Origin of the sequence: Rhodanobacter sp. DHB23, assembly GCF_014842975.1 — a bacterium.
Classification (GTDB): domain Bacteria; phylum Pseudomonadota; class Gammaproteobacteria; order Xanthomonadales; family Rhodanobacteraceae; genus Rhodanobacter_A.
Genome location: NZ_JACYXK010000028.1, coordinates 173,416 through 195,619 on the forward strand (window position 1 = coordinate 173,416; position 22,204 = coordinate 195,619).

General features: G+C 63.2%; 21 protein-coding genes. 10 read left to right on the forward strand and 11 right to left on the reverse strand.

What is annotated here, in order from left to right:
- Positions 1 to 87: 87 nt before the first annotated feature.
- Positions 88 to 525, reverse strand: a complete 438-nt coding sequence (locus tag IHE47_RS12620) for a carboxymuconolactone decarboxylase family protein (protein WP_192107180.1) — start codon at positions 523 to 525, stop codon at positions 88 to 90.
- Positions 526 to 737: 212 nt separating this feature from the next.
- Here IHE47_RS12620 and IHE47_RS12625 point away from each other — a divergent pair, with 212 nt between their 5' ends.
- The 3 genes from IHE47_RS12625 to IHE47_RS12635 all read left to right on the forward strand — a co-directional run bounded on the left by IHE47_RS12625 (position 738) and on the right by IHE47_RS12635 (position 2,573).
- Positions 738 to 1,067 carry a hypothetical protein gene (locus IHE47_RS12625; RefSeq protein WP_192106316.1) on the forward strand — a complete coding sequence of 110 codons (330 nt, stop codon included), beginning with the start codon at positions 738 to 740 and terminating at the stop codon, positions 1,065 to 1,067.
- Between the two features lie 54 nt (positions 1,068 to 1,121).
- Entirely contained in the window at positions 1,122 to 1,439 is a 318-nt protein-coding gene (locus tag IHE47_RS12630) for an antitoxin Xre/MbcA/ParS toxin-binding domain-containing protein (protein WP_192106318.1), read from the forward strand.
- Between the two features lie 228 nt (positions 1,440 to 1,667).
- On the forward strand, positions 1,668 to 2,573 hold the full coding sequence (locus tag IHE47_RS12635; RefSeq protein WP_192106320.1) for an AraC family transcriptional regulator: 906 nt from the start codon (positions 1,668 to 1,670) through the stop codon (positions 2,571 to 2,573).
- Positions 2,574 to 2,581: 8 nt separating this feature from the next.
- On the opposite strand, the gene IHE47_RS12640 is transcribed toward IHE47_RS12635, so the two are convergent.
- Together IHE47_RS12640 and IHE47_RS12645 are read right to left on the reverse strand one after the other, a co-directional pair.
- On the reverse strand, positions 2,582 to 3,202 hold the full coding sequence (locus IHE47_RS12640) for a response regulator transcription factor (protein WP_192106321.1): 621 nt from the start codon (positions 3,200 to 3,202) through the stop codon (positions 2,582 to 2,584).
- 147 nt (positions 3,203 to 3,349) lie between these two features.
- The gene (locus IHE47_RS12645; RefSeq protein WP_192106323.1) at positions 3,350 to 3,490 is read right to left on the reverse strand and encodes a hypothetical protein; all 141 of its coding nucleotides are present in this window, start codon (positions 3,488 to 3,490) and stop codon (positions 3,350 to 3,352) included.
- Positions 3,491 to 3,927: 437 nt separating this feature from the next.
- Between IHE47_RS12645 and IHE47_RS12650 the strand changes: the two genes are divergently transcribed.
- Positions 3,928 to 6,819 (forward strand): sensor histidine kinase, encoded by a 2,892-nt coding sequence (locus IHE47_RS12650; RefSeq protein ID WP_192106326.1) that lies wholly within the window; start codon positions 3,928 to 3,930, stop codon positions 6,817 to 6,819.
- Between the two features lie 3 nt (positions 6,820 to 6,822).
- On the opposite strand, the gene IHE47_RS12655 is transcribed toward IHE47_RS12650, so the two are convergent.
- From IHE47_RS12655 to wrbA, 5 genes are read right to left on the reverse strand one after another with little or no spacing between them, the layout of a single operon-like run.
- Complete coding sequence (locus IHE47_RS12655; RefSeq protein WP_192106328.1) at positions 6,823 to 7,338, reverse strand: SCO family protein; 516 nt, start codon at positions 7,336 to 7,338, stop codon at positions 6,823 to 6,825.
- Entirely contained in the window at positions 7,335 to 8,903 is a 1,569-nt protein-coding gene (locus IHE47_RS12660) for a hypothetical protein (RefSeq protein WP_192106329.1), read from the reverse strand. The genes IHE47_RS12655 and IHE47_RS12660 overlap by 4 nt, the downstream gene beginning before the upstream one ends.
- 16 nt (positions 8,904 to 8,919) lie before the next feature.
- Positions 8,920 to 10,005 (reverse strand): NAD(P)-dependent alcohol dehydrogenase, encoded by a 1,086-nt coding sequence (locus IHE47_RS12665; RefSeq protein ID WP_343227477.1) that lies wholly within the window; start codon positions 10,003 to 10,005, stop codon positions 8,920 to 8,922.
- A gap of 58 nt (positions 10,006 to 10,063) precedes the next feature.
- Positions 10,064 to 10,531, reverse strand: a complete 468-nt coding sequence (locus tag IHE47_RS12670; RefSeq protein WP_192106333.1) for a DUF4126 family protein — start codon at positions 10,529 to 10,531, stop codon at positions 10,064 to 10,066.
- Between the two features lie 41 nt (positions 10,532 to 10,572).
- Complete coding sequence (gene wrbA / locus IHE47_RS12675) at positions 10,573 to 11,172, reverse strand: NAD(P)H:quinone oxidoreductase (RefSeq protein WP_192106335.1); 600 nt, start codon at positions 11,170 to 11,172, stop codon at positions 10,573 to 10,575.
- 284 nt (positions 11,173 to 11,456) lie between these two features.
- On the opposite strand from wrbA, the gene IHE47_RS12680 reads away from it, so the two are divergent.
- The 6 genes from IHE47_RS12680 (at position 11,457) to IHE47_RS12705 (ending at position 19,224) form a co-directional block, all read left to right on the forward strand.
- Entirely contained in the window at positions 11,457 to 11,867 is a 411-nt protein-coding gene (locus IHE47_RS12680; RefSeq protein WP_192106337.1) for a cupin domain-containing protein, read from the forward strand.
- Positions 11,868 to 12,149: 282 nt separating this feature from the next.
- The gene (locus IHE47_RS12685) at positions 12,150 to 13,106 is read left to right on the forward strand and encodes an NADP-dependent oxidoreductase (protein ID WP_192106339.1); all 957 of its coding nucleotides are present in this window, start codon (positions 12,150 to 12,152) and stop codon (positions 13,104 to 13,106) included.
- A 460-nt stretch (positions 13,107 to 13,566) separates the two neighbouring features.
- The gene (gene aceE, locus IHE47_RS12690; RefSeq protein ID WP_192106341.1) at positions 13,567 to 16,254 is read left to right on the forward strand and encodes a pyruvate dehydrogenase (acetyl-transferring), homodimeric type; all 2,688 of its coding nucleotides are present in this window, start codon (positions 13,567 to 13,569) and stop codon (positions 16,252 to 16,254) included.
- A gap of 17 nt (positions 16,255 to 16,271) precedes the next feature.
- On the forward strand, positions 16,272 to 17,588 hold the full coding sequence (nuoF, locus tag IHE47_RS12695; RefSeq protein WP_192106343.1) for an NADH-quinone oxidoreductase subunit NuoF: 1,317 nt from the start codon (positions 16,272 to 16,274) through the stop codon (positions 17,586 to 17,588).
- A gap of 81 nt (positions 17,589 to 17,669) precedes the next feature.
- A complete protein-coding gene (locus IHE47_RS12700) occupies positions 17,670 to 18,392 on the forward strand; it encodes an SDR family oxidoreductase (protein ID WP_192106345.1) in 723 nt (240 codons plus the stop codon).
- Positions 18,393 to 18,429: 37 nt separating this feature from the next.
- A complete protein-coding gene (locus IHE47_RS12705; RefSeq protein ID WP_192106347.1) occupies positions 18,430 to 19,224 on the forward strand; it encodes an SDR family oxidoreductase in 795 nt (264 codons plus the stop codon).
- A 124-nt stretch (positions 19,225 to 19,348) separates the two neighbouring features.
- Here IHE47_RS12705 and IHE47_RS12710 read toward each other — a convergent pair whose 3' ends face one another.
- Genes IHE47_RS12710 through IHE47_RS12720 form a run of 3 tightly spaced genes read right to left on the reverse strand, consistent with a single transcriptional unit; the run spans position 19,349 to position 21,999 of the window.
- Positions 19,349 to 19,822 carry an OsmC family peroxiredoxin gene (locus IHE47_RS12710; protein WP_192106349.1) on the reverse strand — a complete coding sequence of 158 codons (474 nt, stop codon included), beginning with the start codon at positions 19,820 to 19,822 and terminating at the stop codon, positions 19,349 to 19,351.
- Between the two features lie 18 nt (positions 19,823 to 19,840).
- Positions 19,841 to 20,506 (reverse strand): OmpW family outer membrane protein, encoded by a 666-nt coding sequence (locus IHE47_RS12715; RefSeq protein WP_192106351.1) that lies wholly within the window; start codon positions 20,504 to 20,506, stop codon positions 19,841 to 19,843.
- Between the two features lie 5 nt (positions 20,507 to 20,511).
- The gene (locus IHE47_RS12720) at positions 20,512 to 21,999 is read right to left on the reverse strand and encodes an aldehyde dehydrogenase family protein (RefSeq protein ID WP_192106353.1); all 1,488 of its coding nucleotides are present in this window, start codon (positions 21,997 to 21,999) and stop codon (positions 20,512 to 20,514) included.
- Positions 22,000 to 22,204 lie beyond the last annotated feature (205 nt).

Genomic DNA, 22,204 nt, shown 5'->3' on the forward strand with positions numbered 1-22,204 from the left:
GGTTCATGAACGGCACCTTGGCGCAGCAGCCTTACTTCAGGTTGGCCCTCATACGCGTCGTCGTGCCGTGTGGATTGAATTGGGGTTTCAGGCCGGCATCTTGCGGAAGGCGATGGAGAATCGGTTCCAGCCGTTGATCGCCACCACCAGCAAGGTCAGGTCGGTGATTTCCTCCGGCGTGAATTCGGGTTGCACCGACTCCCAAACGTCGTCGGGCACATGCGAGCTGCTGACCAGGGTGAGTGCCTCGGTCCACGCCAGCGCTGCGCGTTCGCGCTCGCTGAAGAACGGCGTCTCGCGCCACGCGCCCAAGGTGGCCAGCCGGCGCTCATCCTCGCCGGCTTTGCGCGCATCGGCTGAATGCATATCCATGCAATAGGCGCAGCCGTTGATCTGCGAGGCGCGCAGGCGCACCAGCTCGATCAACGGCTTTTCCAGCGAGCTTTTCATGACGCGCTGTTCCAGCGCGATCATCGCCTTGATTGCTTCCGGGCTTGCTTTGTAGAAATCGATACGAGCGTTCATGACGGCCTCCTCGCGCCGGACTTTGGACACGCATCAATGTAGCCCCGGTCGCGCCACCGGACTTGGACAATCGTGCTGCGGTTGGATCGTTCGGGGCTGATCTTTCGGATCAGGGCCGAAAGGTGCGGAAGTAACAAGCTTGTGCAAGAACAAACAAGCCTGCTCATGGCGACCTGCCTAACGTCATGCCGCACCGACGAGAGGGCATTCCGATGAAGGAAAACCATGCGTCCCGGCCTGCCACAAGCACCTCATTGCGCAATCTGTTGCACGCCGCGTATCGGGCCGACCCGCGAGATCGGCTGATTTCTCCGATCGGCGAGCACGACTACAGCACGCTGTTTGGCCGCATTCCGGCGGCATTGGCGGTGTTGCGCGTGGCAGCCGAGATCGAGGCCAATCCGGTGGTCGTGATGCACTGGTATCGCCATGTCCGAATCGCCGAGCTTGGTTACCTCACCGCTGAGCAACTGGTAGCGCTCGATCGTACAGAGGCGGTGATCACCTTCCTGCGTTCGGCTCGAGACGGCGAACGCGGCTGAATCCGTGCGGGCCGATCGAGTCCGCTGTACCCCAACAACTTAGGAATCGAAATCATGCGCAACGCTCAAATCAGGTTTCCTGACATCGCTGCAGACATCGCACGCATCAATGCGCAGCGTGAGGCATTGGTGCTCGGTTCGTTCGAAGCACTGGAGCGTCGTTACCCGGAGTTGGCGCAGGTACTGCTGGAAAGTGTAGGAAGCCGGCAGCGAGCGGCGCACTGGATGTGCACGCATCAACGCGCGTTCGACGGCAGGATGGCCTACGAGTTGCTGGGCGAGGGCGACCTGGACAGTGTGTGGGATCTGCTCTCGAAAGCCGGGCGATTCGGTTCCGAGGATCGCTCTGCCGAACTGCGCCTTGCCCTGTAGTACGCCGCTGGCGCTTGGTGCTTTCGGCTATGTGCAGAGGGACATTGCATGCGGTATCCGGGGGTGCCAAGACAGCCCGCTACGATCAGGGGGAAGCCTTCCTCTGTCCCTTCTCGTCGATGTGTTCGGAAAAAGTACCCGATTGAGGGCAGCGCAGTGGCAACGCCATGTCCATCATCTGATGCTGCCCCGCCGTCGCAGCGGGTATGCAAGACAGGGACGCTAACGATGCACCACGGTGCTTATGGCCAACGATTAGCACGATCGTTCCACCTCGACGATCCGCCTACGCTACTCGGCTCCACCGGTGGCGGCTGTGTTCTGGCAGTGACCGAATTGCGTCTGGACGAATCCGGTTGCGGCATGACCGCGCCGCTTGGTAGCGACGATGCCTACCTGGTCGGCCTGCAACTGCGTCGCCTGCAACGGCATGAACTATGGCTGGACGGCTGCCCGGTGGCGACTCGCCCAACTGCCGAAGGCACGAGCTGCTTCTACGACCTGCAACGCAATCCGGTGGCTTGGCTCGACGAACCGTTTCACTCGCTGCAGTTCTACATGCCGAGGGCCGCTCTGGCCGAGGCGGCGGATGAAATGGGCCAGACGGTCAGTGATCTCATCTGCGAGCCTGGCGAATTCGTCGATGACGCGGTGATCAACGGCCTCGGGCAATGCCTGCTGCCGCTGATGGGCGATCGAACGCAGGGCAACCGGTTGTTCGTGGACCATGTGCTGCTGGCACTGCGCGGGCATCTTCTGGTCACGTATGGTGGAGTTCGCTGTGCCGAGACGATTGCCCGTGGCGGGTTGACACCGTGGCAGCAGCGGCGGGCGACCGAGCTGATGCGCGAGCACGTTGTGGAAGGCATCGCGCTGGCCGATGTGGCGCGTGCCTGCCGGTTGTCGTCGAGCGCGTTCGTGCGTGCGTTCAAGAAGAGCATGGGCGTGCCGCCACACCAGTGGCTGTTGATGCGCCGGATCGACCGCGCGATCGACCTGATGCGTGATCGCTCCGTGCAACTGGCAGATGTGGCGTTGTCGGCCGGGTTTGCCGACCAGAGCCATTTCACCCGCATCTTCGCGCGAAAAATGGGCGTCAGCCCCGGTGTCTGGCGCAACACCTGCTGCGAATGATCGGAGACTCAGGAGCCAAGGAAGCCGCGGCGTATCGCGATGGTCACTGCATGCGTGCGGTCTTCTGCGTCGAGCTTGGCCATCAGGCTTTTCATGCGCGCCTTGACTGTATCCTCGGACACACATAAAGCCTCGCCGATGGCGCGGTTTCCCTTGCCCTCGGCAACCAGTCTGAGCACGCTCAGTTCGCGCACGGTCAGGCTTTCACTGCCGCGATATGAATCGATCTCCCGCGCCACCTCCGTCGCCACCACCTGGCGACCTTGCGCAGCACTGCGGATCGCTTTGAGGATCTCGCCGCGGCAAGCGGTCTTCAGTAGGTACGAGGTGGCGCCAAGGGTTATCGCGCGGGTGACTCGCGCATCGCCGGGATAGGTGGTCAGCACCACGATGCAGGCATGCGGAAAGTCCTTGCGGATCGCGGTGATCGCCTGCAGTCCGTCCACGTGCGGCATCTGCAAGTCGAGAAGGGTCACGTCCGGAAGCAGCTCTCGGTAGCGCGCTATCGCCTCGGCACCGTCAGCGGCTTCGCCCACCACCTGCAGGTCGTTCTCCTGATCGATCGCGGCGCGCAGGCCGTCGCGCATCACCGGATGATCGTCGGCGATGAGGATTCGGATGAGTGCCATGGTGCGGTCCACTTGACTTGTCCATGTTGCTGCTGGCTTTGCGCCGGCGACCGGCTCTTGCCGCTGCTGGGCCACCGACCAAGGTAGGCAATATCCTCGTCGGACATGATGCTGCTCAATACCCGAATGGGTAACTTGGCTGGGTGTTCAGTCGCGGCCGAAACGGTGGTTAGCCGTCGCGTACATGGCCTGACCGTAGGCGCAGTAATCAAGCATGTTGATGGCGCGGTGGTCGTGCTTGGATAGCCGTGATCGACCGGCGGCGTCGCGCCGAACAGGCGTCGCCATGCACTGGCATCCGCAGAGTCGTAGCTGCGCATCACGGCTTCATCGTTCCCCGTTCGTTTCGCTTCCGATGCCTGCGGCTCGCTGCGTTTGCAGCGCTGTACGAAGTGTGAATTCCACGAGTCGGCGGTCGAGACTATCGATGCGCTGCACGCTTGCCTTGAACAAAAACACCAAGTGTGGAACGAGCTGATTGATCGTGTCTTCCGCACTGGTACAGAGACTGGTCAAACAGTAATGCTCGCGCGTCGTGGGTTGTCCGCGTCGTGTGCGGTACGGGCTTCATTCTATGGATCGACATGTCTGTTCCAGTCGCTGAGGGTTGAATCGAGATGTGTCATAGGTACCTGGCGGGTCGTTTCCGCTGGTGGGTCGTCCGAGTTCTCACGGTTTGCATCGTCATGGCGGCTGCGGATTCACCCATACACGCGGCTGTCCCGATGAGTTCCGCGGCGGAGGCCATTGGGTCGCTCTCGCTTTCCCAGCTCCGCCATCGCGTCTACACCTCGGTCGACGGCGCACCGGATCAGGTCACCGTGCTGGCACAGACCAGCGACGGTTTCCTTTGGCTGGGGTCGCCGACCGGGTTGGCCCGTTTCGACGGTGCCGCGTTCGACGCCAGTTTCGGCAGGCTTTTGCCCAGCCCCAACGTGCACGCCCTGTTCTCCGACGGCGAAGATCTGTGGATCGGCTATGCGTACGGCGGCGTCAGCCGCCTGCGTGGGGGACAGATTGCCAACTACGACGCGGCCAGCATTCCGATCGGAGGCATCGATTCGTTTGCGCGGAGCCTGGATGGCGTGCTGTGGGTCGCCGGCAGCAAGGGCTTGGCGAAGCTTGTCGGCGGGCGCTGGCTGCGCGTTGGCGCCGAAATCGGACTTCCGGATCAAAACATCATCTGGATGGCACAGACCGACGGCACGTTGTGGGTCATGGGCGACCGAGGTGCGTATGCGCTGGCGCCGGGGGCGAACCGTTTCATTCCGATGGATCGTGACCGGCTCTATCGCGCACGGATGCATGTGCCGGCGAGTGTGGTGCGGCAATTCAAGCTGCCGAGTTTGAGCAATCGCAGCATGTTGATCGATGGGGCGGGTGACCTGTGGATGCGTGGCGAAAAGGGCGTGACGCGTTATCGCTGGTCACGGACGTCCGATCAGGTCGTGGTCGAAAACATGACATCCGCGCAAGGCCTCAGCAGCGATTCCGTGCCCGCGCTGCTGCAGGATCGCGAAGGTAACATGTGGCTAGGCACTGCCCGCGGGCTGGACGAGTTCAGTGCGCCCAGGTTCACCCGGCTCGATCTGCCTGGACGGTTCGAGGTGCCGTCGTTCGCGCTGGCTGCCGATGGCTCTCTCTGGGCAGGCAGCCTGTGGCAAGGCGTGTTGCGTGTGAATCAAGGCCGGGTCTCGACCACGCGATTGGGCAAGGATGTCTGGTGCATCCTGGTCGACAACCACGGCGGCATCTGGGCCAGCGGTGACGACAAGTTGCGATACTGGCTGGATGGCAAGCTAAGTCAGATTCCCTTGCCGCCTGCACTGGCAACGTTGAGTGCGAATGACATCAGCGGCCTGTTCCAGGCGATGGCCGTGGATCGGCAGGGTGGCCTGTGGCTATCGGTGGCCAAGTACGATCTCTACTACCTCGCACATGGCCGATGGACTTTGCGGGGTGGCCTTGGGCAGTTGCCGACCATGCCGCCAATTCGCCTGCTTGCCGACGATGCCGGCCGCATGTGGTTCACCTATCCCGATAACCGCATTGCGGTACTCGACCACGGCAAACTGCAGGTCTACACCAAAGCCAATGGACTAGCCGTGGGGAATGTGCAGGCGATCCACGTGCGCGGTGCGCAGGTCTGGGTGGGGGGCGATCTGGGCGTGGCCCATCTCGAGTATGGCCGCTTCGCAACGCTGCGCGGTGTCCATGGCGAGACGTTCGGCGGCACGGCTGGCCTGGTCGAAACCGCGGCCGGTGAGCTGTGGATCGACGGTGCGGCCGGGGTATACCGGATTTCGGCCGCCGAGGTGACACGCGTGCGTGCGGATCCGACCCGTCCAGTGGGATTCGAACTGTTCAATCAGCAGGATGGCTTGGCCGGTCCGGCCTTGCAGATCCGCCCGGGGCCTACCATGCAGCTGGGTAGGGACGGGCGCTTGTGGGTTGCCCGGTTCGGCGGCATTTCCTGGATCGATCCGGAGCACGTGCGGCGCAATCGCATCGCTCCCGTCGTGTCGATCCAGTCGCTGCACGCTGCAGGCGTTGCCTATCCGCTTGCGGCTGGGCTGGTGTTGCCGAAGCTGACTCGCAGCCTTCACTTCGACTACACCGCGCCATCGCTCTCAATGCCGCAGCGTGTGCGTTTCCGCTATCAGCTCGAAGGTGTCGATGCCGGTTGGCAGGATGCGGGTATGCGGCGGCAGGCGTTCTATACCAACCTTGGCCCAGGTAGCTACCGCTTTCGCGTGCGTGCCGCGAACGCCGACGGAGTGGAAAGTGCTTACGACGCCACGTTCGATTTCCGCATCGCGCCGGCGTTCTATCAGACCTGGTGGTTCGGAGTGCTGTGCGGCTGCCTGGTGCTGGGGACGCTGTGGCTGCTATACCTGCTGCGCCTGCGACAGCTGGCGGTGCACGATCGCATCCGCGGCGCGGAGCGCGAACGCATTGCGCGTGACCTGCACGATACCTTGCTGCAGGGCATCCAGGGCCTGCAATTGCATCTGCAGACCTGGGCCGCGGACATGTCGCTGGCTCCGCACCGCCGCGACGAGATGGGTCGAGTGGCCATGCGCACACGCGACATGCTGATCGACGGTCGCGACCGCATCATCGCGCTGCGCCGCTCCGGCGTTACGGACGGCGGACTGGTCGCAGCACTACGTGCAAGTGGCGAGGACTACGCCTCGATGTACCCGGCGTGCTTCGCACTGCACGAGGATGGCGAGCCGCGCATGCTGCGGCCCGAGGCTGCCAACGAAGCACTCGACATCATGCGTGAAGGCTTGCGCAATGCCTTCGTCCATGCCGCTGCCGGCTGTATCGAGCTGGCCGTCGTATGGCAGAACGGTGGCTTGTGTCTGCGCGTCAGCGACGATGGCCGAGGTATTGACGAGGCCGTCTTGCGCACGGGCGGACGCGCCGGACATTGGGGTCTGCCCGGCATGCGCGAACGTGCGGCACGGGTCGGTGCTCAATTCGATCTGTATCAGCGCGAAGGCGGTGGAACCATGTTGTCGCTGTGGTTGCCGGCACGCGGCACATTCGCCGACACTCGTGCGCGCCTGCTTCGAGGCTTGCAGCGCGCATGGAAAGTGCCTGCCGAATGACAGCTACGTTGCCAGCAGCAAACGCAGGCGGGCGAGCGCCTCCGCGCCGGGGAGTGCATCAGCAAAATGCCCCAAGCAGCTACCATCCGCATCGAACAGGTAGGCGATGGCGGTGTGCGGGACGCGGTAGCCGAGCGGATCATCGGGGTCACTGACGCGTCTGGCGAACACGCCGAACGCGGCCTTGGTTCGTTCGATTTGTTCGACGCTGCCGGTCAGGCCGGTAAAACGCGGGTGCGGTGCAAGAAAGTCGCGCATGACCTGCGGGGTATCGCGCGCGGGATCCACGCTGATGTACAGGCCACGTATCAACATTCCCTCGGCGGCCAGCTGGTCAAGCATGGCGGAGTACCGAGTCAGCGCCCGTGGACAGACCACGCGGCAATGGGTGAAGCCGAACAGTACCAGCGCAGATTGGCCCCGCCAGTCGGCTGCGGATACCGGCTGGCCGAAGTGGTCGGTCAACTCAAGCTCGCTTCCGGAAGGCAGTCGCGGTCGGTCTGGCTTGGCAGACATCATGGCGACGATCCGTCGGCATGGTCGTTTGCGAACATCAGGCGCATCGACTGAACGCGGTTACCCGTCCATCGCAACTCGAGTCCTGTATCAGTGTGGCGCAGCAACACCGAGCCGATGATATTCAGTTCGACCGCATCGCCATAAGCCACGATCTGCGACTCGAACAACAGCGTCCAGCGGCCGCAACCATTGATGCGGCCGAGAATTATCCATGCTTCGCACGATGGACTGAGACCGCGCGCCTGGAGTGTGAACAGCAGTGAGTGGCTGGCGGGTTCAAAGCGCGCCAACAGCACATCGACACCCGTGCCGACCTCGACGATGGCCGGTTCCTTGAAATGGTCGCGATCCCACGGCCCGCGGTAGATGCCCTGCAGGCCATCGCGCACGTTGAGTCGCGCATAGCCGAGTAGCACGTTGCCGGTCATCGGCTCGACCAAGGTGCGGTGCCCTGCGGCGTCTTCGGCGACGTCGTTGCGCGGATAGTAGAGACCACCGTCGCGCCAGCGCGGTGCCATGTAGCGATCGGCGTGACGCAGCAGGCCATGCAGGGTTTCCTCGTCACCCATTTCCGACGCCCACGCTGCGACCCAGCCGAAATCGGAGTCATCGTTCAACACGACGTGTCCCTTGATCGGTGGACGCGGTGCCGATTTCACGGACAGCGTGCCGTCCGGCCCGGGCAGAAGCAGATCAGCCAACTGCCGCGGGTAATGCGCGCGCACGAAGTCACCGTTCCACATGTTCATCATCGCGCCGCACCAGGCATCGACCCACGGCGCCTGCGCCAAGTTGGGCCGAATGGTCCGAGTGTCCTCCGACAGCATGACGTGGTAGTGGCCGTTGTCGCCGAGTCGGCCGAATTCCGCCCAGGCCTGTTCGTAGCCGCGCGTCACTTCCTGTGCCCGCTCGCCGCCGGTGAGCAGATCGTGCATGCGGAATCCGAGGATCGCCGGCTGGTTGCAGATCTGGAAGATGCAGTTCGGTTCGCATGCCACGCCGAGGTAGCCACTTTCGACCATCTTCCAGTACAGATGCTCGTTGAGTGAGTTCTGGTCGTACTTGAACTGGTGCCCGTCGCCACCCCAGAAGTAGGACCAATGCTCGAACGCGAGCGCGCCGGGACGAGCGTAGCGGTCGTCGTCGAACAGCACGTTGTAGAGCAAGGTCAGCGACTGCACGTAGGCGCTGTACATGATGTTGTCGCGCGCTACCGGATCCCATTCCTCTTGGTAGCGCTCGCTGAGGTGCGCATTGAAGATGCTTCCGCCGCGGCTGACGTCTCGCCAGTACAGCCATACTTCGGGCAGTAGCAGCTTTGCGATCAGCCGCTCGAATATCGGCTTGAACACACCGGGCGCCGCAGGCAGGCGATGCACGTGCGTGATCGCCAGCGCATACGCCATGTAGGCAAGCTGGAAACGATACGCGCCGAAATCGTCCTGGCCGGTACCGCGACCTTTCATCAGCGTCCAGTCATTAGGCTGGAGCAGCGAAAGGTTTTCGATATGGCGAAGGTGGCCCACCTGCTGTGGGTCAAGAGGTTCTAGAGTGTGGTGGCGCATGGCGATATAGGCCGGGTTAGTGTTGCATTTCCAGCACGGCCTTGATGGTCTTGCCGCTGAGTTGATCGGCGACCGCCTGATTGATGTCGTTGAACGGATAGCTGGTGATCAGCCGGTCGAACGGGAAACGTCCCTGCAGATACAGGTCGACCAACTGCGGAATGAAGATGTCGGGGATCGAATTGCCCTCGACGTAACCCTGCACGGACTGCCCGGCCAGCAGCAGGTTGAACCACGGCAGTTCCAGCGCCTTGCCGGCCGACGACGGCACCGCGACCAGCGCCAGCTGGCCGCGAATCGCTAGCCCACCAAGGGCGTTACCGATCAGTGCAGCCACGCCGGCGGCATCGACGATGGCGTCCACGCCATGCGGTGCGATCGCGCGGATGGCTGCGCTCAGGTCGTCCACCGAACGGGTATTGATGAGGTGGGTGGCGCCGAGGCTGCGCGCGATGTCCAGACGCGACTCCACCAGGTCGATCGCGATCAGCGTGGCACAGCCGCAGACCTGTGCGGCCATGATCGCGGCAAGACCTACCGCCCCCATGCCGAGCACGGCGATTGAAGAGCCGGCCTGTGGCCGGATGCCGTTCATCACCGTGCCGGCGCCGGTCTGGATGCCGCAGCCGAGCGGGCCGAGCAGCTTGATCGGCACATCCTTGCGGACTTTCACGGTGTTCCGTTCGTTGGCCAGCGCATAGTGAGCGAACGAAGACTGGCCGAAGTATTTCAGATGCGCCTCGCCATGCGTGCGTTTGGCACGCCGCCCATGTGGGTCAGTCTGGAAATTGAGCGCGGCGAAGTTGTCGCAATACATCGGCTGGCCACTGACACACTGTGGACAGGTGCCGTCGAAAGCCGGAGCCAGCACCACGTGGTCGCCCGGCGCCACCTTGCATACGCGTCGCCCGACCTGCACCACGACGCCCGCGCCTTCATGTCCGAGGACGGTGGGGAACGGTGCGTCGACGATACCGTCCTTGCTGGCCAGGTCGGTGTGGCAGATGCCGACACCGGCAATCTCGACCAGCACCTCATCGTCATCGGGCTCGGGCAGGTCGATGTACTCCAGCGCGAACGGCTCTTTCAATGCATCGACCACGGCTGCGAGGCTTTTCATGGTGTTCCACCTGTGACGAAAGAAAGGGGTGCGGAAAAGCTCACGCCAGCGTGAGCACGATCAGGATGCCGCCACCGATGGCCACGGCATCCTCGGCCAGCACAGCGAACAGATCCCTGCCGCCGAAGTGGAGGGCCAACGAATGTCGGGAGCGGTAGCAGACCAGGGTGCCGATGACGGCACCGCATGCACCGATGATCGCGCCCAACCACAGGTTGCCGTGGGCACCCATCAATGTGGCGCCCGACCATGCGCCAGCGACTACCCGCGTGGCGAATTGCACGGGAATCTTTCGGCTCGGCGTCGTCGGCAGCTTGTCGTTGGCCAACTCGACCAACGCCAGCAGGGTGAGAATCCAAGGGGTGTACGCGTAGCCCATGAACGCCAGCGGCGTGTCATGCAGCGGCAGCCAGTCGAGCCACGCAGCCCAACTCGCCAGCGCCGGTGCGGTCATCGCACGCAGACCGGCGATCACGCCAATGAACAGGACCATCAAGCCAATAAGCATGTCCGGCTCCTCGTCGAATGCGTAAGGCCGCCGATCACGTTTCAGCCGTGTAGCGCGATTGCGGTATTCGCGACCAGCTCGCCTTGGTGACGCGCGCCAGCCAACTCGATCACGCTGGGTTGGCGCGAGCCGTCGCCACCGGCGATCGTGGTGGCACCGTAGGGCGAACCGCCGACGATCTCGTCCAATGTCATCTGGCCTTGGTGGCTGTAGGGCAGGCCGACCACGACCATGCCGAAGTGCAGCAGGTTGGCGATGAGCGAGAACAGCGTCATTTCCTGGCCGCCATGCTGTGTTGCGGTGGAGGTAAACGCAGCGCCGACCTTGCCGTGCAGTGCGCCGCGAGCCCACAGCCCGCCGGCTTGGTCGAGGAAGGCCGCCATCTGTGAGGACACGCGGCCGAAGCGGGTACCGGTGCCGATGACGATGGCATCGTAGTTTTCCAACTCGGCAATGGTCGCCAGCGGTGCTGACTGGTCGAGTTTGAAGTGGTTGTTCCTGGCGATTTCCGTGGGCACCGTTTCCGGCACACGTCGGATATCCACCGTAGCTCCTGCGATACGCGCACCCTCGGCCACGGCTTCGGCCATTTTCTCGACGTGGCCGTAGGTGGAGTAGTAGAGAACCAGAACCTTGGCCATGCGATGTTTCCCGTGGTTGAAGGTGAATGGCAAGGCAAGCGTTTGCCGCCATGCGAAAACCATAGCGACGCGAAAACCGTACTTCTTGGACGTTCTTCGCCAGGCTTGTTCAAACCCGATAGGGGTTTTGAACGCTCACGCATCACGGTCGACACTGATGTATCGGAACGTTCAAGGCGTGGCACGAATGCAATAGAAGCCAAGGCAAGACGAGCCTAAGGTATGACTGACCGGCGTACGCGCACCGCCGTTTGAAGCTGCGCCACTTCCGGAGGTAGATCCCCATGAGTATTCGACATGTGGTACTCGCCATTGCGCTGACGGCACTGGCGATCGCGATGCCGGTCGCGGCAGCGGCGCACGAAACCGTCACGCCGGCATTCGCCCACGCGATCCCCAACGTACCCGGCAAGACCATCACCGCGCTGGTGGTGACCTACAAGCCTGGCGGTACTTCGTTGGCACATCGGCATGGCGCGGCTTTCGTGGTCGCCTACGTGCTCAGCGGAGCGATCCGCAGTCAGCTGGAAGGAGGCGAGTCGAAGGTTTACCACGCCGGCGAAAGTTGGACCGAGGCGCCCGGTGCACACCATCTGGTCAGCGACAACGCCAGTCAGACCGAACCCGCCACGTTGCTGGCCATCTTCATTGCCGATAGCAACGACAAGAAGCTGGTGACGTACGACAAGCCATGATGGGACGAATCATTCCCCCCAGACTCGGTTGTACCGGAGCGCGTGTCGTGCGTGTGCGTTGCCCCTCCTGGGAACGCTCGGCGAAGCGCTCGACAGAGGTGTATCTCGTCGGTAGCCACGAACCGGTTGATCGCAACGCATAGCTGAGCCTGGTGCAGGAGTTTGCCGACCAGGGCGATGTGCGTGCGCTTCGATCGCGGAGGCAAGCCGATGCTGGCAATAAGCGGTCGAGCCAATCGATCAGCACGAATCATGGTGTGCTGATTCCGAGGAGCATTTGATATGAGAGCAAGCCGCATTCACGCCTTCGGTCAACCAGAGGTCATCGTCAGCGACGAGATCGCCATACCCGCGCCGGGAACCGGCGAAGTCCTGGTGAAAGTCCATGCAGCCGGGGTGGGGCCTTGGGATAGCTGGATCCGCACCGGCAAAAGCGCACTTCCGCAACCGCTTCCGCTGACGCTCGGTTCCGATTTGTCGGGTGTCATCACCGGACTTGGCGACGGTGTAACCGGCTTCGCGGTAGGTGACGAGGTCTACGGCGTAACAAGCCCTCAGTTCACTGGTGCGTGCGCTGAGTATGCGGTGGCGTCGGCAGGGATGATCGCCAGAAAGCCACGCAGCGTCAGCCACGTCGAAGCGGCATCCGTTCCGGTGGTTGCCAACACTGCGTGGCAGATGCTGTTCGAGCATGCCGGGCTTGTCAGTGGCCAGCGCGTATTGATCCTCGGAGCGGCTGGCAACGTCGGCGGGTATGCAGTTCAGTTCGCCCGTCGGAAGGGGCTGTGCGTCATCGCCACTGGGTTCGCGGAGCAACTCGATGAGCTCCGTCGTCTCGGTGCAGATCAGGTGATTGCCGTTGATGCTGCGCAAGCCGAGGATCTGATCGCGCCGGTCGACGCAGTGATCGACACCATCGGCGGCGAGTGGCAGTCACGGGCCATGAAAATGGTGAGGTCGGGGGGCATTCTTGTCTCGGCCGTGAGCCCGCCCGATGTCAAGGCCGCTGAAGCACTCGGCATAAGGAGCCTGTTTTTCCTGGTCAAGGTCAACACGTCCACGCTGACCGAGATCGCCGCGACTATCGACCACGCCGAGCTGAAGCCTCGGGTCGGCTTGGTGCTGCCCTTGACCGGGATGATTCACGCGCACGAGCTTCTGGATGGCATTCGCAAGCCAAAGCCGCAAGGAAAAATCGTTATCGACATTCTCGATCTTCGGCCGGAGTTTGCCCGCTAGAAAGTCTCCGATACATGCGGCCGCGTGAGGTTTGCAGGTCACGGCGATCGAGCCGCGGTGACAAAAAACACTCGTGGACAATTTGAGTGTGCCAGCTCAGTCCAGCCACGACGATTGCTCCGTGGTTTCTGCATGGATCCTGACGAAATTTCGTTGCGTGCTCTGAGACGTCTCTTGCATCAGTTGTCCGATCCAGACCTTCATTGCGATTGGGCTGTGCGATGCATCGGAATGATCAACCAGCAGCACGATTGCAAAAGAACCCGAGGGCACGGCGAGCGACGATGTAGTCACAAGAGTCGCCGTTGATTGTAGGAGCGCACCTTGCGCGCGAGCTCATCCCCGGCTCCCCCGCACTCCCCGGGCGCAGGGTGCGCTCCTACAAACAAGTCGGCAGCCAGGAGTCGATGGCGTTTGGGCAAGCCACCTCCCCACTTCCCTGTGTCTTGCGGAGGTAGTCATGGATCAACTCGACGAAACGCGTCAGCCGGACCCAGACCCGATTGAAACCACCGAGTGGCTCGAATCCATCGACGCGGTGATCCGCCACGACGGCACGCCGCGTGCGCAGTTCCTGCTGCAGCGGATGGCCGATTCGACCCGGCGCGCCGGTGCTGAACTGTCATTTTCCACGGCCACCGACTACGTCAACACGATTCCGCCGGAGCGCGAAGCGCGCAGCCCCGGCGATGCGGCGATGGAGTGGCGCATCCGCTCGTTGGTGCGCTGGAACGCGATGGCGATGGTGTTGCGCGCGAACCGCAAGCCAGGTGAGCTGGGTGGTCACATGGCCACCTTCGCTTCGAGTGCCACGCTGTACGACGTCGGCTTCAATCATTTCTGGCGTGCGCCAACGGCCAATCACCCGGGCGACCTGCTGTTCATTCAAGGGCACTCCAGCCCCGGCATGTACGCGCGCTCGTTTCTCGAAGGCCGGTTCGACGAGGAGCAGATGGAACTGTTCCGGATGGAAGTGGTGGGCAAGGGCCGCGGCCTGTCGTCCTACCCGCACCCGTGGCTGATGCCGGAATACTGGCAGGTGGCCACCGTGTCGATGGGGCTGGGACCGATTCAGGCGATCCACCAGGCGCACTTCTGGCGCTACCTCGAACATCGCGGCCTGCTGCCGGTGAGCGACCGCAAGGTGTGGTGCTTCCTTGGTGACGGCGAGATCGACGAGCCCGAATCGCTGGGTGCGATTTCGCTGGCCGCGCGCGAGAAGCTGGACAACCTGATCTTCGTGGTCAACTGCAACCTGCAGCGACTTGATGGGCCTGTGCGCGGCAACGGCAAGATCATTCAGGAGATCGAGGGCCTGTTCCACGGCGCCGGCTGGAACGTGATCAAGCTGGTCTGGGGTGGCCGTTGGGACTCACTGCTGGCGCGCGACACGTCGGGCCGGTTGCGCCAGCTGATGATGGAAACCGTCGACGGCGAATATCAGGCCTGCAAGGCCTTCGGCGGTGCGTACACGCGCGAACATTTCTTCGGCAAGTACCCGGAAACCGCCGCGCTGGTCGCCACGATGTCCGACGACGAGATCGCCGGACTCGACCGCGGCGGCCACGACCCGCAGAAGGTGTATGCGGCTTACCACGCCGCGTTCCACACGCAAGGCGTGCCCACCGTGATCCTGGCCAAGACAGTCAAGGGCTACGCGATGGGCGGTGCGTTCGAGTCACAGAATCCGAACCACAACAAGAAGAAGGCGGACATGGAAACCGTGCGCGGCATACGTGACCGTTTCCACATTCCGGTAAACGACGAGCAACTGGACGAGATTCCATACATACATCCCGGCGCGCATTCGCCGGAGGTGCGGTACATGCTGGAACGGCGCCAGGCGCTCGGCGGTTTCCTGCCGCAGCGCCGTCGCCGCGCCAGCGAGCAACTGACCGCGCCGGCACTCGAAGTCTTCGAACCGATCACCAAGGGCACCGGCGAGCGTGAGATCAGCACCACGATGGCGCTGGTGCGTGGCATCAACCTGTTGCTGCGCGACAAGCAGGTCGGGCCGCGCATCGTGCCGGTGATCGCCGATGAGGCGCGCACCTTCGGCATGGAAGGGCTGTTCCGCCAGATTGGCATCTACGCGCCGTTTGGCCAGAAATACCGCCCGCAGGATGCCGACCAGTTGCTGTACTACCGCGAGGACCAGCAGGGTCAGGTATTGCAGGAAGGCATCAGCGAGGCTGGTGGCATGGCCGCGTGGATCGCTGCGGCGACCAGCTACAGCGTCAGCGACGTGGCGATGCTTCCATTCTTCCTGTACTACGCGATGTTCGGCTTCCAGCGCGTGGGTGACCTGTGCTGGGCCGCGGCCGACATGCGGGCACGCGGCTTCATGATCGGCGGCACCGCTGGCCGCACCACCATCAACGGCGAGGGACTGCAGCACGAAGACGGCCACTCACACCTGATGGCTGGCGCGATCCCCAATGTGATCTCGTACGACCCCACGTTCTCCTACGAGGTCGCGGTGATCCTGCAGGACGGCGTACGCCGTATGCTGCAGGAGCAGGAGGATGTCTATTTCTACCTCACCGTGATGAACGAGAACTACGCCCACCCGGACATGCCCGAGGGGTGTGCCGAGGGCATCCTCAAAGGGATGTATCTGTTTCGGGATTCAGGTGGAAGTGAAGCGCGGCGCGTGCAGTTGCTAGGCGCTGGCACGATTCTGCGCGAGGTGATCGCGGCTGCGGAGTTGCTGGAGAAGGACTTTGGCGTGCAGTCCGACATCTGGTCATGCCCGAGCTTCTCGCAGGCGCGCCGTGAGGGTCATGATGTGGAGCGCTGGAATCGGCTGCATCTGGCTGGCCCGCGGCGCGTTCCCTATATCACGGGATTGCTGCAAGAACGGCCGGGGCCGGTGATCGCCGCCAGCGACTATGTGCGCGCGCTGCCGGATCAGCTGCGCGTGTTCATGCCCGCGGGCCGACGCTACACCGTGCTCGGCACCGACGGCTTCGGTCGCAGCGACACCCGCGCCAACCTGCGTTCCCACTTTGAGGTCGATCGCCACTGGATCGCCCACGCCGCGCTCGAAGCATTGATGCAGGACGGCCTGGCCGACGCCGTCGAAGTCGAGCGTGCGATCGCTCTGTACGGGCTCGATCCGGACAAGCCCGAGCCGTGGACGATGTGAGGCGTGGAGATATCGGCATGACCACGCATGGCCCGGTCGGGCCCGCGCCGCAGGCGCACCAAGTTGTCTACACGACCCTGCACTTCGACACGCCTTGGGCGTTCGCGAACTATCTGGAAGCAGGTGGCTACCAAGCCTGGAAGAAGATCCTCGCGGACAAGCCTGATCCGCTGGCTCTGATCGAGGAGGTCAAGCGGAGCGGGTTGCGCGGACGTGGCGGCGCCGGTTTCCCGACCGGCTTGAAGCTCTCGTTCATGCCGCGCGAGGTGCCTGGCCAGAAATACATCCTGTGCAATTCCGACGAATCGGAACCCGGCACATGCAAGGATCGTGACCTGCTGCGCTACAACCCGCACGCCGTGCTCGAAGGCCTGGCGATCGCCTGCTACTGCACCGGTGCCAGTGTCGCGTACCACTTCTTGCGCGGCGAGTTTCACCATGAGCCGTTCGAGCGCGTCGAGCAAGCACTGCGGGAGGCGTATGAGGCCGGTCTGCTGGGTCGCGACATCGGCGGTAGCGGCATCGATGTCGACATCCACAACCTGCTCGGGGCCGGTGCCTATATCAGCGGCGAGGAAACCGGCCTGATGGAGTCGCTGGAGGGCAAGAAGGGCCAGCCGCGCTTCAAGCCACCGTTCCCGGCCAGCTTCGGCATCTATGGGCGGCCAACCACGATCTGCAATACCGAGACGTTCGCCTCGATCCCGGCCATCCTGCGCCACGGTGCGGACTGGTTCCTCGCCATCGGCAAGCCGAACAACGGCGGTCCCAAGGTGTTCTCGGTCAGTGGACACGTGGTACAGCCGGGCAATTACGAAGTGCCACTCGGCACCCCGTTCAACGATCTGCTGGCGCTCGCCGGCGGCACGCGCCCCGGACGTACGCTGAAGGCGGTGATCCCCGGAGGCACCTCCATGAAGGTGTTGCCCGCGGCGCTGATCACCCGCTGCAACATGGACTTCGACTCGCTCAAGGAAGCCGGCTCGGGGCTGGGCTCCGGCGCTGTGATCGTGATGGACGACAGTGCCTGCATGGTGCGCGTGTGCCACCGCATCTCGCGTTTCTACATGGCCGAGTCCTGCGGCCAATGCACACCGTGTCGCGAGGGCACCGGCTGGATGCACCGTGTACTCACGCGCATCGTCGAAGGCGACGCCACGCTGGATGACCTGCACCGCCTGAAGGCCATCGCCGGACAGATCGAGGGCCACACCATCTGTGCCTTCGGTGAGGCGGCGGCTTGGCCGGTACAGGGCTTCCTACACCACTTCTGGCATGAATTCGAGTACTTCGTGACCCACAAACATTCGATGGCCCCGGCAGCTCACATCTGAGGCGCTGTCATTCCTCCCCGTGATTGCAGGGGGAAGCAGGCGGCTTGTTTCTCCATTGATCGCGTCCCAAGAGGCGACACCATGACCAAACGCAGCTTCCTCATCACCGGCGCCAGCAAGGGCATCGGTCGTGCGCTTTCGGAACGATTGGCCGCGGCCGGCCACCACGTGGTCGGCATCGCACGCGATGCCAGCGACACCAGCTTTCCTGGCACCTTGGTGTCAGTCGATCTGGGCGATCGCGCCGCTACGGCCAGGGCGCTGGGCGAGCTGACCACGCGCTACGCTTTCGACGGCGTGGTCAACAACATGGGCTATGTGCGGCTGGCCCGCCTCGACGAACTCGACCTCGGTGAACTGGAGGACACCTTCCGCTTCAACTTGATTTCCGCGGTACAGACGGTGCAGGCCTTGCTGCCCGGCATGCGCGAGCGCGGTTGGGGCCGGGTGGTCAACCTGTCCAGTCTGGTCGTGCTTGGCGTGGCCCAGCGCACTGCGTATGCGGCCGCTAAGGCTGCGATGATCAGTTTCACTCGCACTTGGGCGCTGGAGCTGGCCACCACCGGCATCACCGTCAACTCGGTGGCGCCAGGGCCCACCGAGACCGAACTGTTTCGTGCCGGAACGCCGGTGGGCAGCGAGGCGGAACGCCGCTTCCTGTCGCTGGTACCCATGCAGCGCTTCGGCAAGCCGGACGAGTTGGCCGCCGCAATCGCTTTCCTGCTGTCGGAAGACGCCGGCTTCATCACCGGGCAGACACTGTTCGTCGACGGTGGGGCATCGATCGGCAAGGCGGCGGTGTAACTTTATTGGTAGCCCAGCGCCCCCACAGGAGAACACCATGCATATTGATCTCAGCAAGCGCCACGCCATCGTCACCGGCTCCACCGCCGGCATTGGCCTGGCGATCGCCCGTGGCCTGGCCGCTGCGGGTGCGCACGTGGTGGTCACGGGGCGCACGCAGGCACGCGTGGACGAAGCACTTGCCGAGATCGCCAAGACGGTTGGTGACGCGCGCGTGAGTGGCGTGGCCGGCGATCTCGGCACAAGCGCCGGTGTCCGCCAGTTGATCGACGCGATGCCGCAGACCGACATCCTCATCAACAACTTGGGCATCTTCGAACCGAAAGCGTTCTTCGACATCCCTGACGAGGACTGGCTGCACTTCTTCGAGGTCAACGTGATGAGCGGCGTACGGTTGGCACGCCATTACGCGCAGGGCATGGCGAAGCGGGGCTGGGGTCGTGTGCAGTTCGTGTCCAGCGAGTCGGCGGTGCAGATTCCCGCCGAGATGGTTCACTACGGGGTGACCAAGACCGCTCAGCTCGCGGTGTCGCGTGGGTTGGCCGAGTCGCTGGCCGGCAGCGGCGTCACCGTCAATGCGATCCTGCCAGGGCCGACGCGCTCGGAGGGTGTCGGCGACTTCTTCGCCAAGATCGCGGCGGAGCAGGGCGTGCCACTGGCCCAGATCGAGCGTGACTTCATCGCCACGCACCGGCCGTCGTCATTGATCAAGCGACTGGCCACGGTCGACGAGGTGGCCAACCTCGCCGTGTATCTCGCCTCGGAGCAGGCGTCCGCGACCACCGGTGCGGCGATGCGTGTGGATGGCGGGGTGGTGCGCTCGGTGACTTGATCGATCGGTCACTCCCAGCACACGGGGACGACTTCGGCTGCTGCGGCCTGCCTGTGTCTACCCAGCCGAAGGAACGTCGCAACTAAACCGCTTCAGACGAAACCAGGGCGGCCAGCGCCTATGATCAAACCGATGCCATTGCAGCGGCTGTCGCCGGGGTTCCCCATTCACCCTGCAGGCTTGTATCAAGCGTGACTTCGGCGTTGAGCAGTCGTGTGAGTGGACATTTGGCCCGCGCCATCGCCACCAGCCTGCGAAAATCGATGGGGTCAGTGTTGGGCACGACGGCACGCAGGCTCAGATGCACGGCGGTGATGGTGAAGCGAGCGTCGTGCTGCTCCAATGTGACAGTCGCGGAAGTCAGAAGCTGCGTCGCTTTGAGGTGCGCGTCCGCCAATACCTTCGACAGCGTCATGTTGAAACAGCCGGCGTGAGCGGTGGCAAGCAGCTCCTCAGGGTTGCTGCCGCAGTGCCGATCGAAGCGACTGGCCGCGCAGTAGTAGTGGTCGTCGAGCGCAGCGCTTTCCGTGGACAGACTGCCACAGCCTTGGGCGAAATCGCCGTACCAGATGGCCGAACCATGCCGCTCGATCTTCATGTGAGCCACCCTTCAGATTCAAAAGTGGAATGACACTCCGGTGTTCCAGATCACCGGGTTCAGGGTCACATGCGACGTTGCCGGAATGAGTCCGGCCGGAGTCTCCGCCAAACCGCGCGCATCGACGCCTACCCAGATCTTCTTGGCATCGATGAACAGTGCAAGGCGCGGACTGATGCTGTACTCGATACCAGCCTGCAAGGCGACGCCGGTGCCGTTGTCGACATGCACGTGATGAATCGCGGCGTCATGGTTCCGCGTGATCAGCGTGTAGTTCACGCCAAGACCGAGATACGGCTGGAAACGGCTGCGCGTCGGCAAGTGGTACTGCAGCGCGAGCACTGCCGGCCCGTAGGTGGCTTCAGCCAGCTTGCCGGCGCTGGCGAGGCTGCCGGCACCATAGATCTTCGCGGTAGGTGGCAAGCCGAGGGTCAGCGCAACCGACCAGTCCGGCGTAAGAAAGTAGCCGGTCTCGAAGGCGAACCCGATGTTGTGATGCACGGTGGCACTGCCGCCGGGTACCTGTTGGCCGCCAATGGCAACCGTGGCGCTGGCGTGAAAGTCGGCATAAGCCAAGCCGCCGCGAATGAACCAGCTGCCGGCCTCTTCGGCATGGAGGGCGCCGCAGGTGGAGCAGGCGAGGAGTGCGACGGTGCAGGCGAGGGCGTTCCGGGAAATTTTCATGGCGATCAGAACGGGTACTGCGAGCGGGTGTGCTGGATCGACACCCAGTGCTCGGAGGTGAACGCGTCGATCATGCCCTGGCTGCCGAAGCGGCCCAGCCCGGAGTTCTTTTCGCCACCGAACGGCAACGCCGGCATATCGATGGCGGTGATGTCGTTCACATGGCTCATGCCGGCGTGGATCTGGCGGGCAAACCGCTCGCCGCGATAGCTGTCGCCGCTGAGCACGGCGCTGGTGAGGCCGTACTCGGTGTCGTTGGCCATACGCAGTGCTTCGGCTTCATCGGCGGCGCGCATCAATGGCGCCACCGGGCCGAAGATTTCGTTCTGCGCGAGCGACATCGCCTGGGTGACGCCGTCGAATACCTGCGGACCAAGCATCAGCCGCGTCGGCGGCTGTCCGAGCCGCAGTCGTGCGCCGTCGGTGCGAGCCTGCTGGATCATGCCATTCACGCGATCGAGCTGCCGCTGGCTGATCATCGGCCCGATCACCGTGTCGACCTGGTTCGGATCACCCACTTTCAGCGACGCGGCGTAGGCGGTGAAGCGTTCGACGAATTCGTCGTAGATGCGATCCATCACGATGATGCGATTTGCCGCGATGCACATCTGGCCCTGATGCAGGAACTTGGCGACGATGGCGGTGTGTACCGCGTGATCCAGATCAACGTCGTCCAGCACTACCAGCGGACCATTGCCGCCCAGTTCCAGCATGGCCTTCTTGATGTTGGATGCACTTACCGCAAGCTGGCCAATATGGCGGCCGACCCGAGTGGAGCCGGTGAACGATACGACACGGGAAACCGGATGCTGGACAAAAACATCGCCGATTTCGTCCGGTGCGCCGACGATCACACTGAGCAGTCCTGGCGGCAGACCGGCTTCCTCGAAGATGCGGGCAATCAGCAATCCACCCGTGACCGGAGTTTCTGCTGCGGGCTTCACCACCACGGCATTGCCCAGCGCCAGCGCCGGCACGATGGAGCGCGCGCTCAGATGCAGTGGCCAGTTCCAGGGACTGATCACCGCGACCACGCCGACCGGACGTCGGTAGATGCGGTTCTCTTTGCCAGGGTAATCGCCGCTCACGATACGACCTTCCAATCGCGAGGGCAGCGTGGATGCTTCCAGCATCGTCGCATGCACCACCCACCACTCGATCTCTGCCTTGGTACGCGTGCTGCCAGATTCGCGAATCAGCCAGTCGACGATCTCCTCGTGCCGCTGCTCCATCACCGCGGCAGCACGACGAAACACCTCGGCGCGCTGCGACGGCAGCGCCTGTGCCCATGCGGGCTGCGCCGCCGCGGCGCCGCGGAACGCCTCATCGACATCCGCCACATTGGCTTTGGCGAAAGTGGCAATCGTCTCGCCGGTGTACGGATTGAGCACATCCAGACGTGAACTCGACCTTCCCGAACGCCAGGTGCCGGCGATGATCTGGTCGGTAAATGCATAGAAGGAAGGAGGGTTGGCCGAAGTCGTCGTGTCCATGATGTTTCCTGCAGTACTGGAAGGAACGTCGCGTCCGCATGCGCTACCGCGCAAGCGATGGTGTTCCCAGCGTAGGCAGGAAGGAGGGACGGCGATTGATGCTTTTTGGCGTCGTTTGCACGTTCGCGTCTTGCGTCGATGACACAAGCGGATCATGCGAGAGTGAGGGTGAAAAACTGCATGCCTTCGGATGTCGGCCTGCAGC

Coding starts and splice junctions, on each gene's coding strand:
- IHE47_RS12620 (WP_192107180.1), bottom strand. CDS start 525: ATGAACGCTCGTATCGATTTCTACAAAGCAAGCCCGGAAGCAATCAAG.
- IHE47_RS12625 (WP_192106316.1), top strand. CDS start 738: ATGAAGGAAAACCATGCGTCCCGGCCTGCCACAAGCACCTCATTGCGC.
- IHE47_RS12630 (WP_192106318.1), top strand. CDS start 1,122: ATGCGCAACGCTCAAATCAGGTTTCCTGACATCGCTGCAGACATCGCA.
- IHE47_RS12635 (WP_192106320.1), top strand. CDS start 1,668: ATGCACCACGGTGCTTATGGCCAACGATTAGCACGATCGTTCCACCTC.
- IHE47_RS12640 (WP_192106321.1), bottom strand. CDS start 3,202: ATGGCACTCATCCGAATCCTCATCGCCGACGATCATCCGGTGATGCGC.
- IHE47_RS12645 (WP_192106323.1), bottom strand. CDS start 3,490: ATGGCGACGCCTGTTCGGCGCGACGCCGCCGGTCGATCACGGCTATCC.
- IHE47_RS12650 (WP_192106326.1), top strand. CDS start 3,928: ATGAGTTCCGCGGCGGAGGCCATTGGGTCGCTCTCGCTTTCCCAGCTC.
- IHE47_RS12655 (WP_192106328.1), bottom strand. CDS start 7,338: ATGATGTCTGCCAAGCCAGACCGACCGCGACTGCCTTCCGGAAGCGAG.
- IHE47_RS12660 (WP_192106329.1), bottom strand. CDS start 8,903: ATGCGCCACCACACTCTAGAACCTCTTGACCCACAGCAGGTGGGCCAC.
- IHE47_RS12670 (WP_192106333.1), bottom strand. CDS start 10,531: ATGCTTATTGGCTTGATGGTCCTGTTCATTGGCGTGATCGCCGGTCTG.
- wrbA (WP_192106335.1), bottom strand. CDS start 11,172: ATGGCCAAGGTTCTGGTTCTCTACTACTCCACCTACGGCCACGTCGAG.
- IHE47_RS12680 (WP_192106337.1), top strand. CDS start 11,457: ATGAGTATTCGACATGTGGTACTCGCCATTGCGCTGACGGCACTGGCG.
- IHE47_RS12685 (WP_192106339.1), top strand. CDS start 12,150: ATGAGAGCAAGCCGCATTCACGCCTTCGGTCAACCAGAGGTCATCGTC.
- aceE (WP_192106341.1), top strand. CDS start 13,567: ATGGATCAACTCGACGAAACGCGTCAGCCGGACCCAGACCCGATTGAA.
- nuoF (WP_192106343.1), top strand. CDS start 16,272: ATGACCACGCATGGCCCGGTCGGGCCCGCGCCGCAGGCGCACCAAGTT.
- IHE47_RS12700 (WP_192106345.1), top strand. CDS start 17,670: ATGACCAAACGCAGCTTCCTCATCACCGGCGCCAGCAAGGGCATCGGT.
- IHE47_RS12705 (WP_192106347.1), top strand. CDS start 18,430: ATGCATATTGATCTCAGCAAGCGCCACGCCATCGTCACCGGCTCCACC.
- IHE47_RS12710 (WP_192106349.1), bottom strand. CDS start 19,822: ATGAAGATCGAGCGGCATGGTTCGGCCATCTGGTACGGCGATTTCGCC.
- IHE47_RS12715 (WP_192106351.1), bottom strand. CDS start 20,506: ATGAAAATTTCCCGGAACGCCCTCGCCTGCACCGTCGCACTCCTCGCC.
- IHE47_RS12720 (WP_192106353.1), bottom strand. CDS start 21,999: ATGGACACGACGACTTCGGCCAACCCTCCTTCCTTCTATGCATTTACC.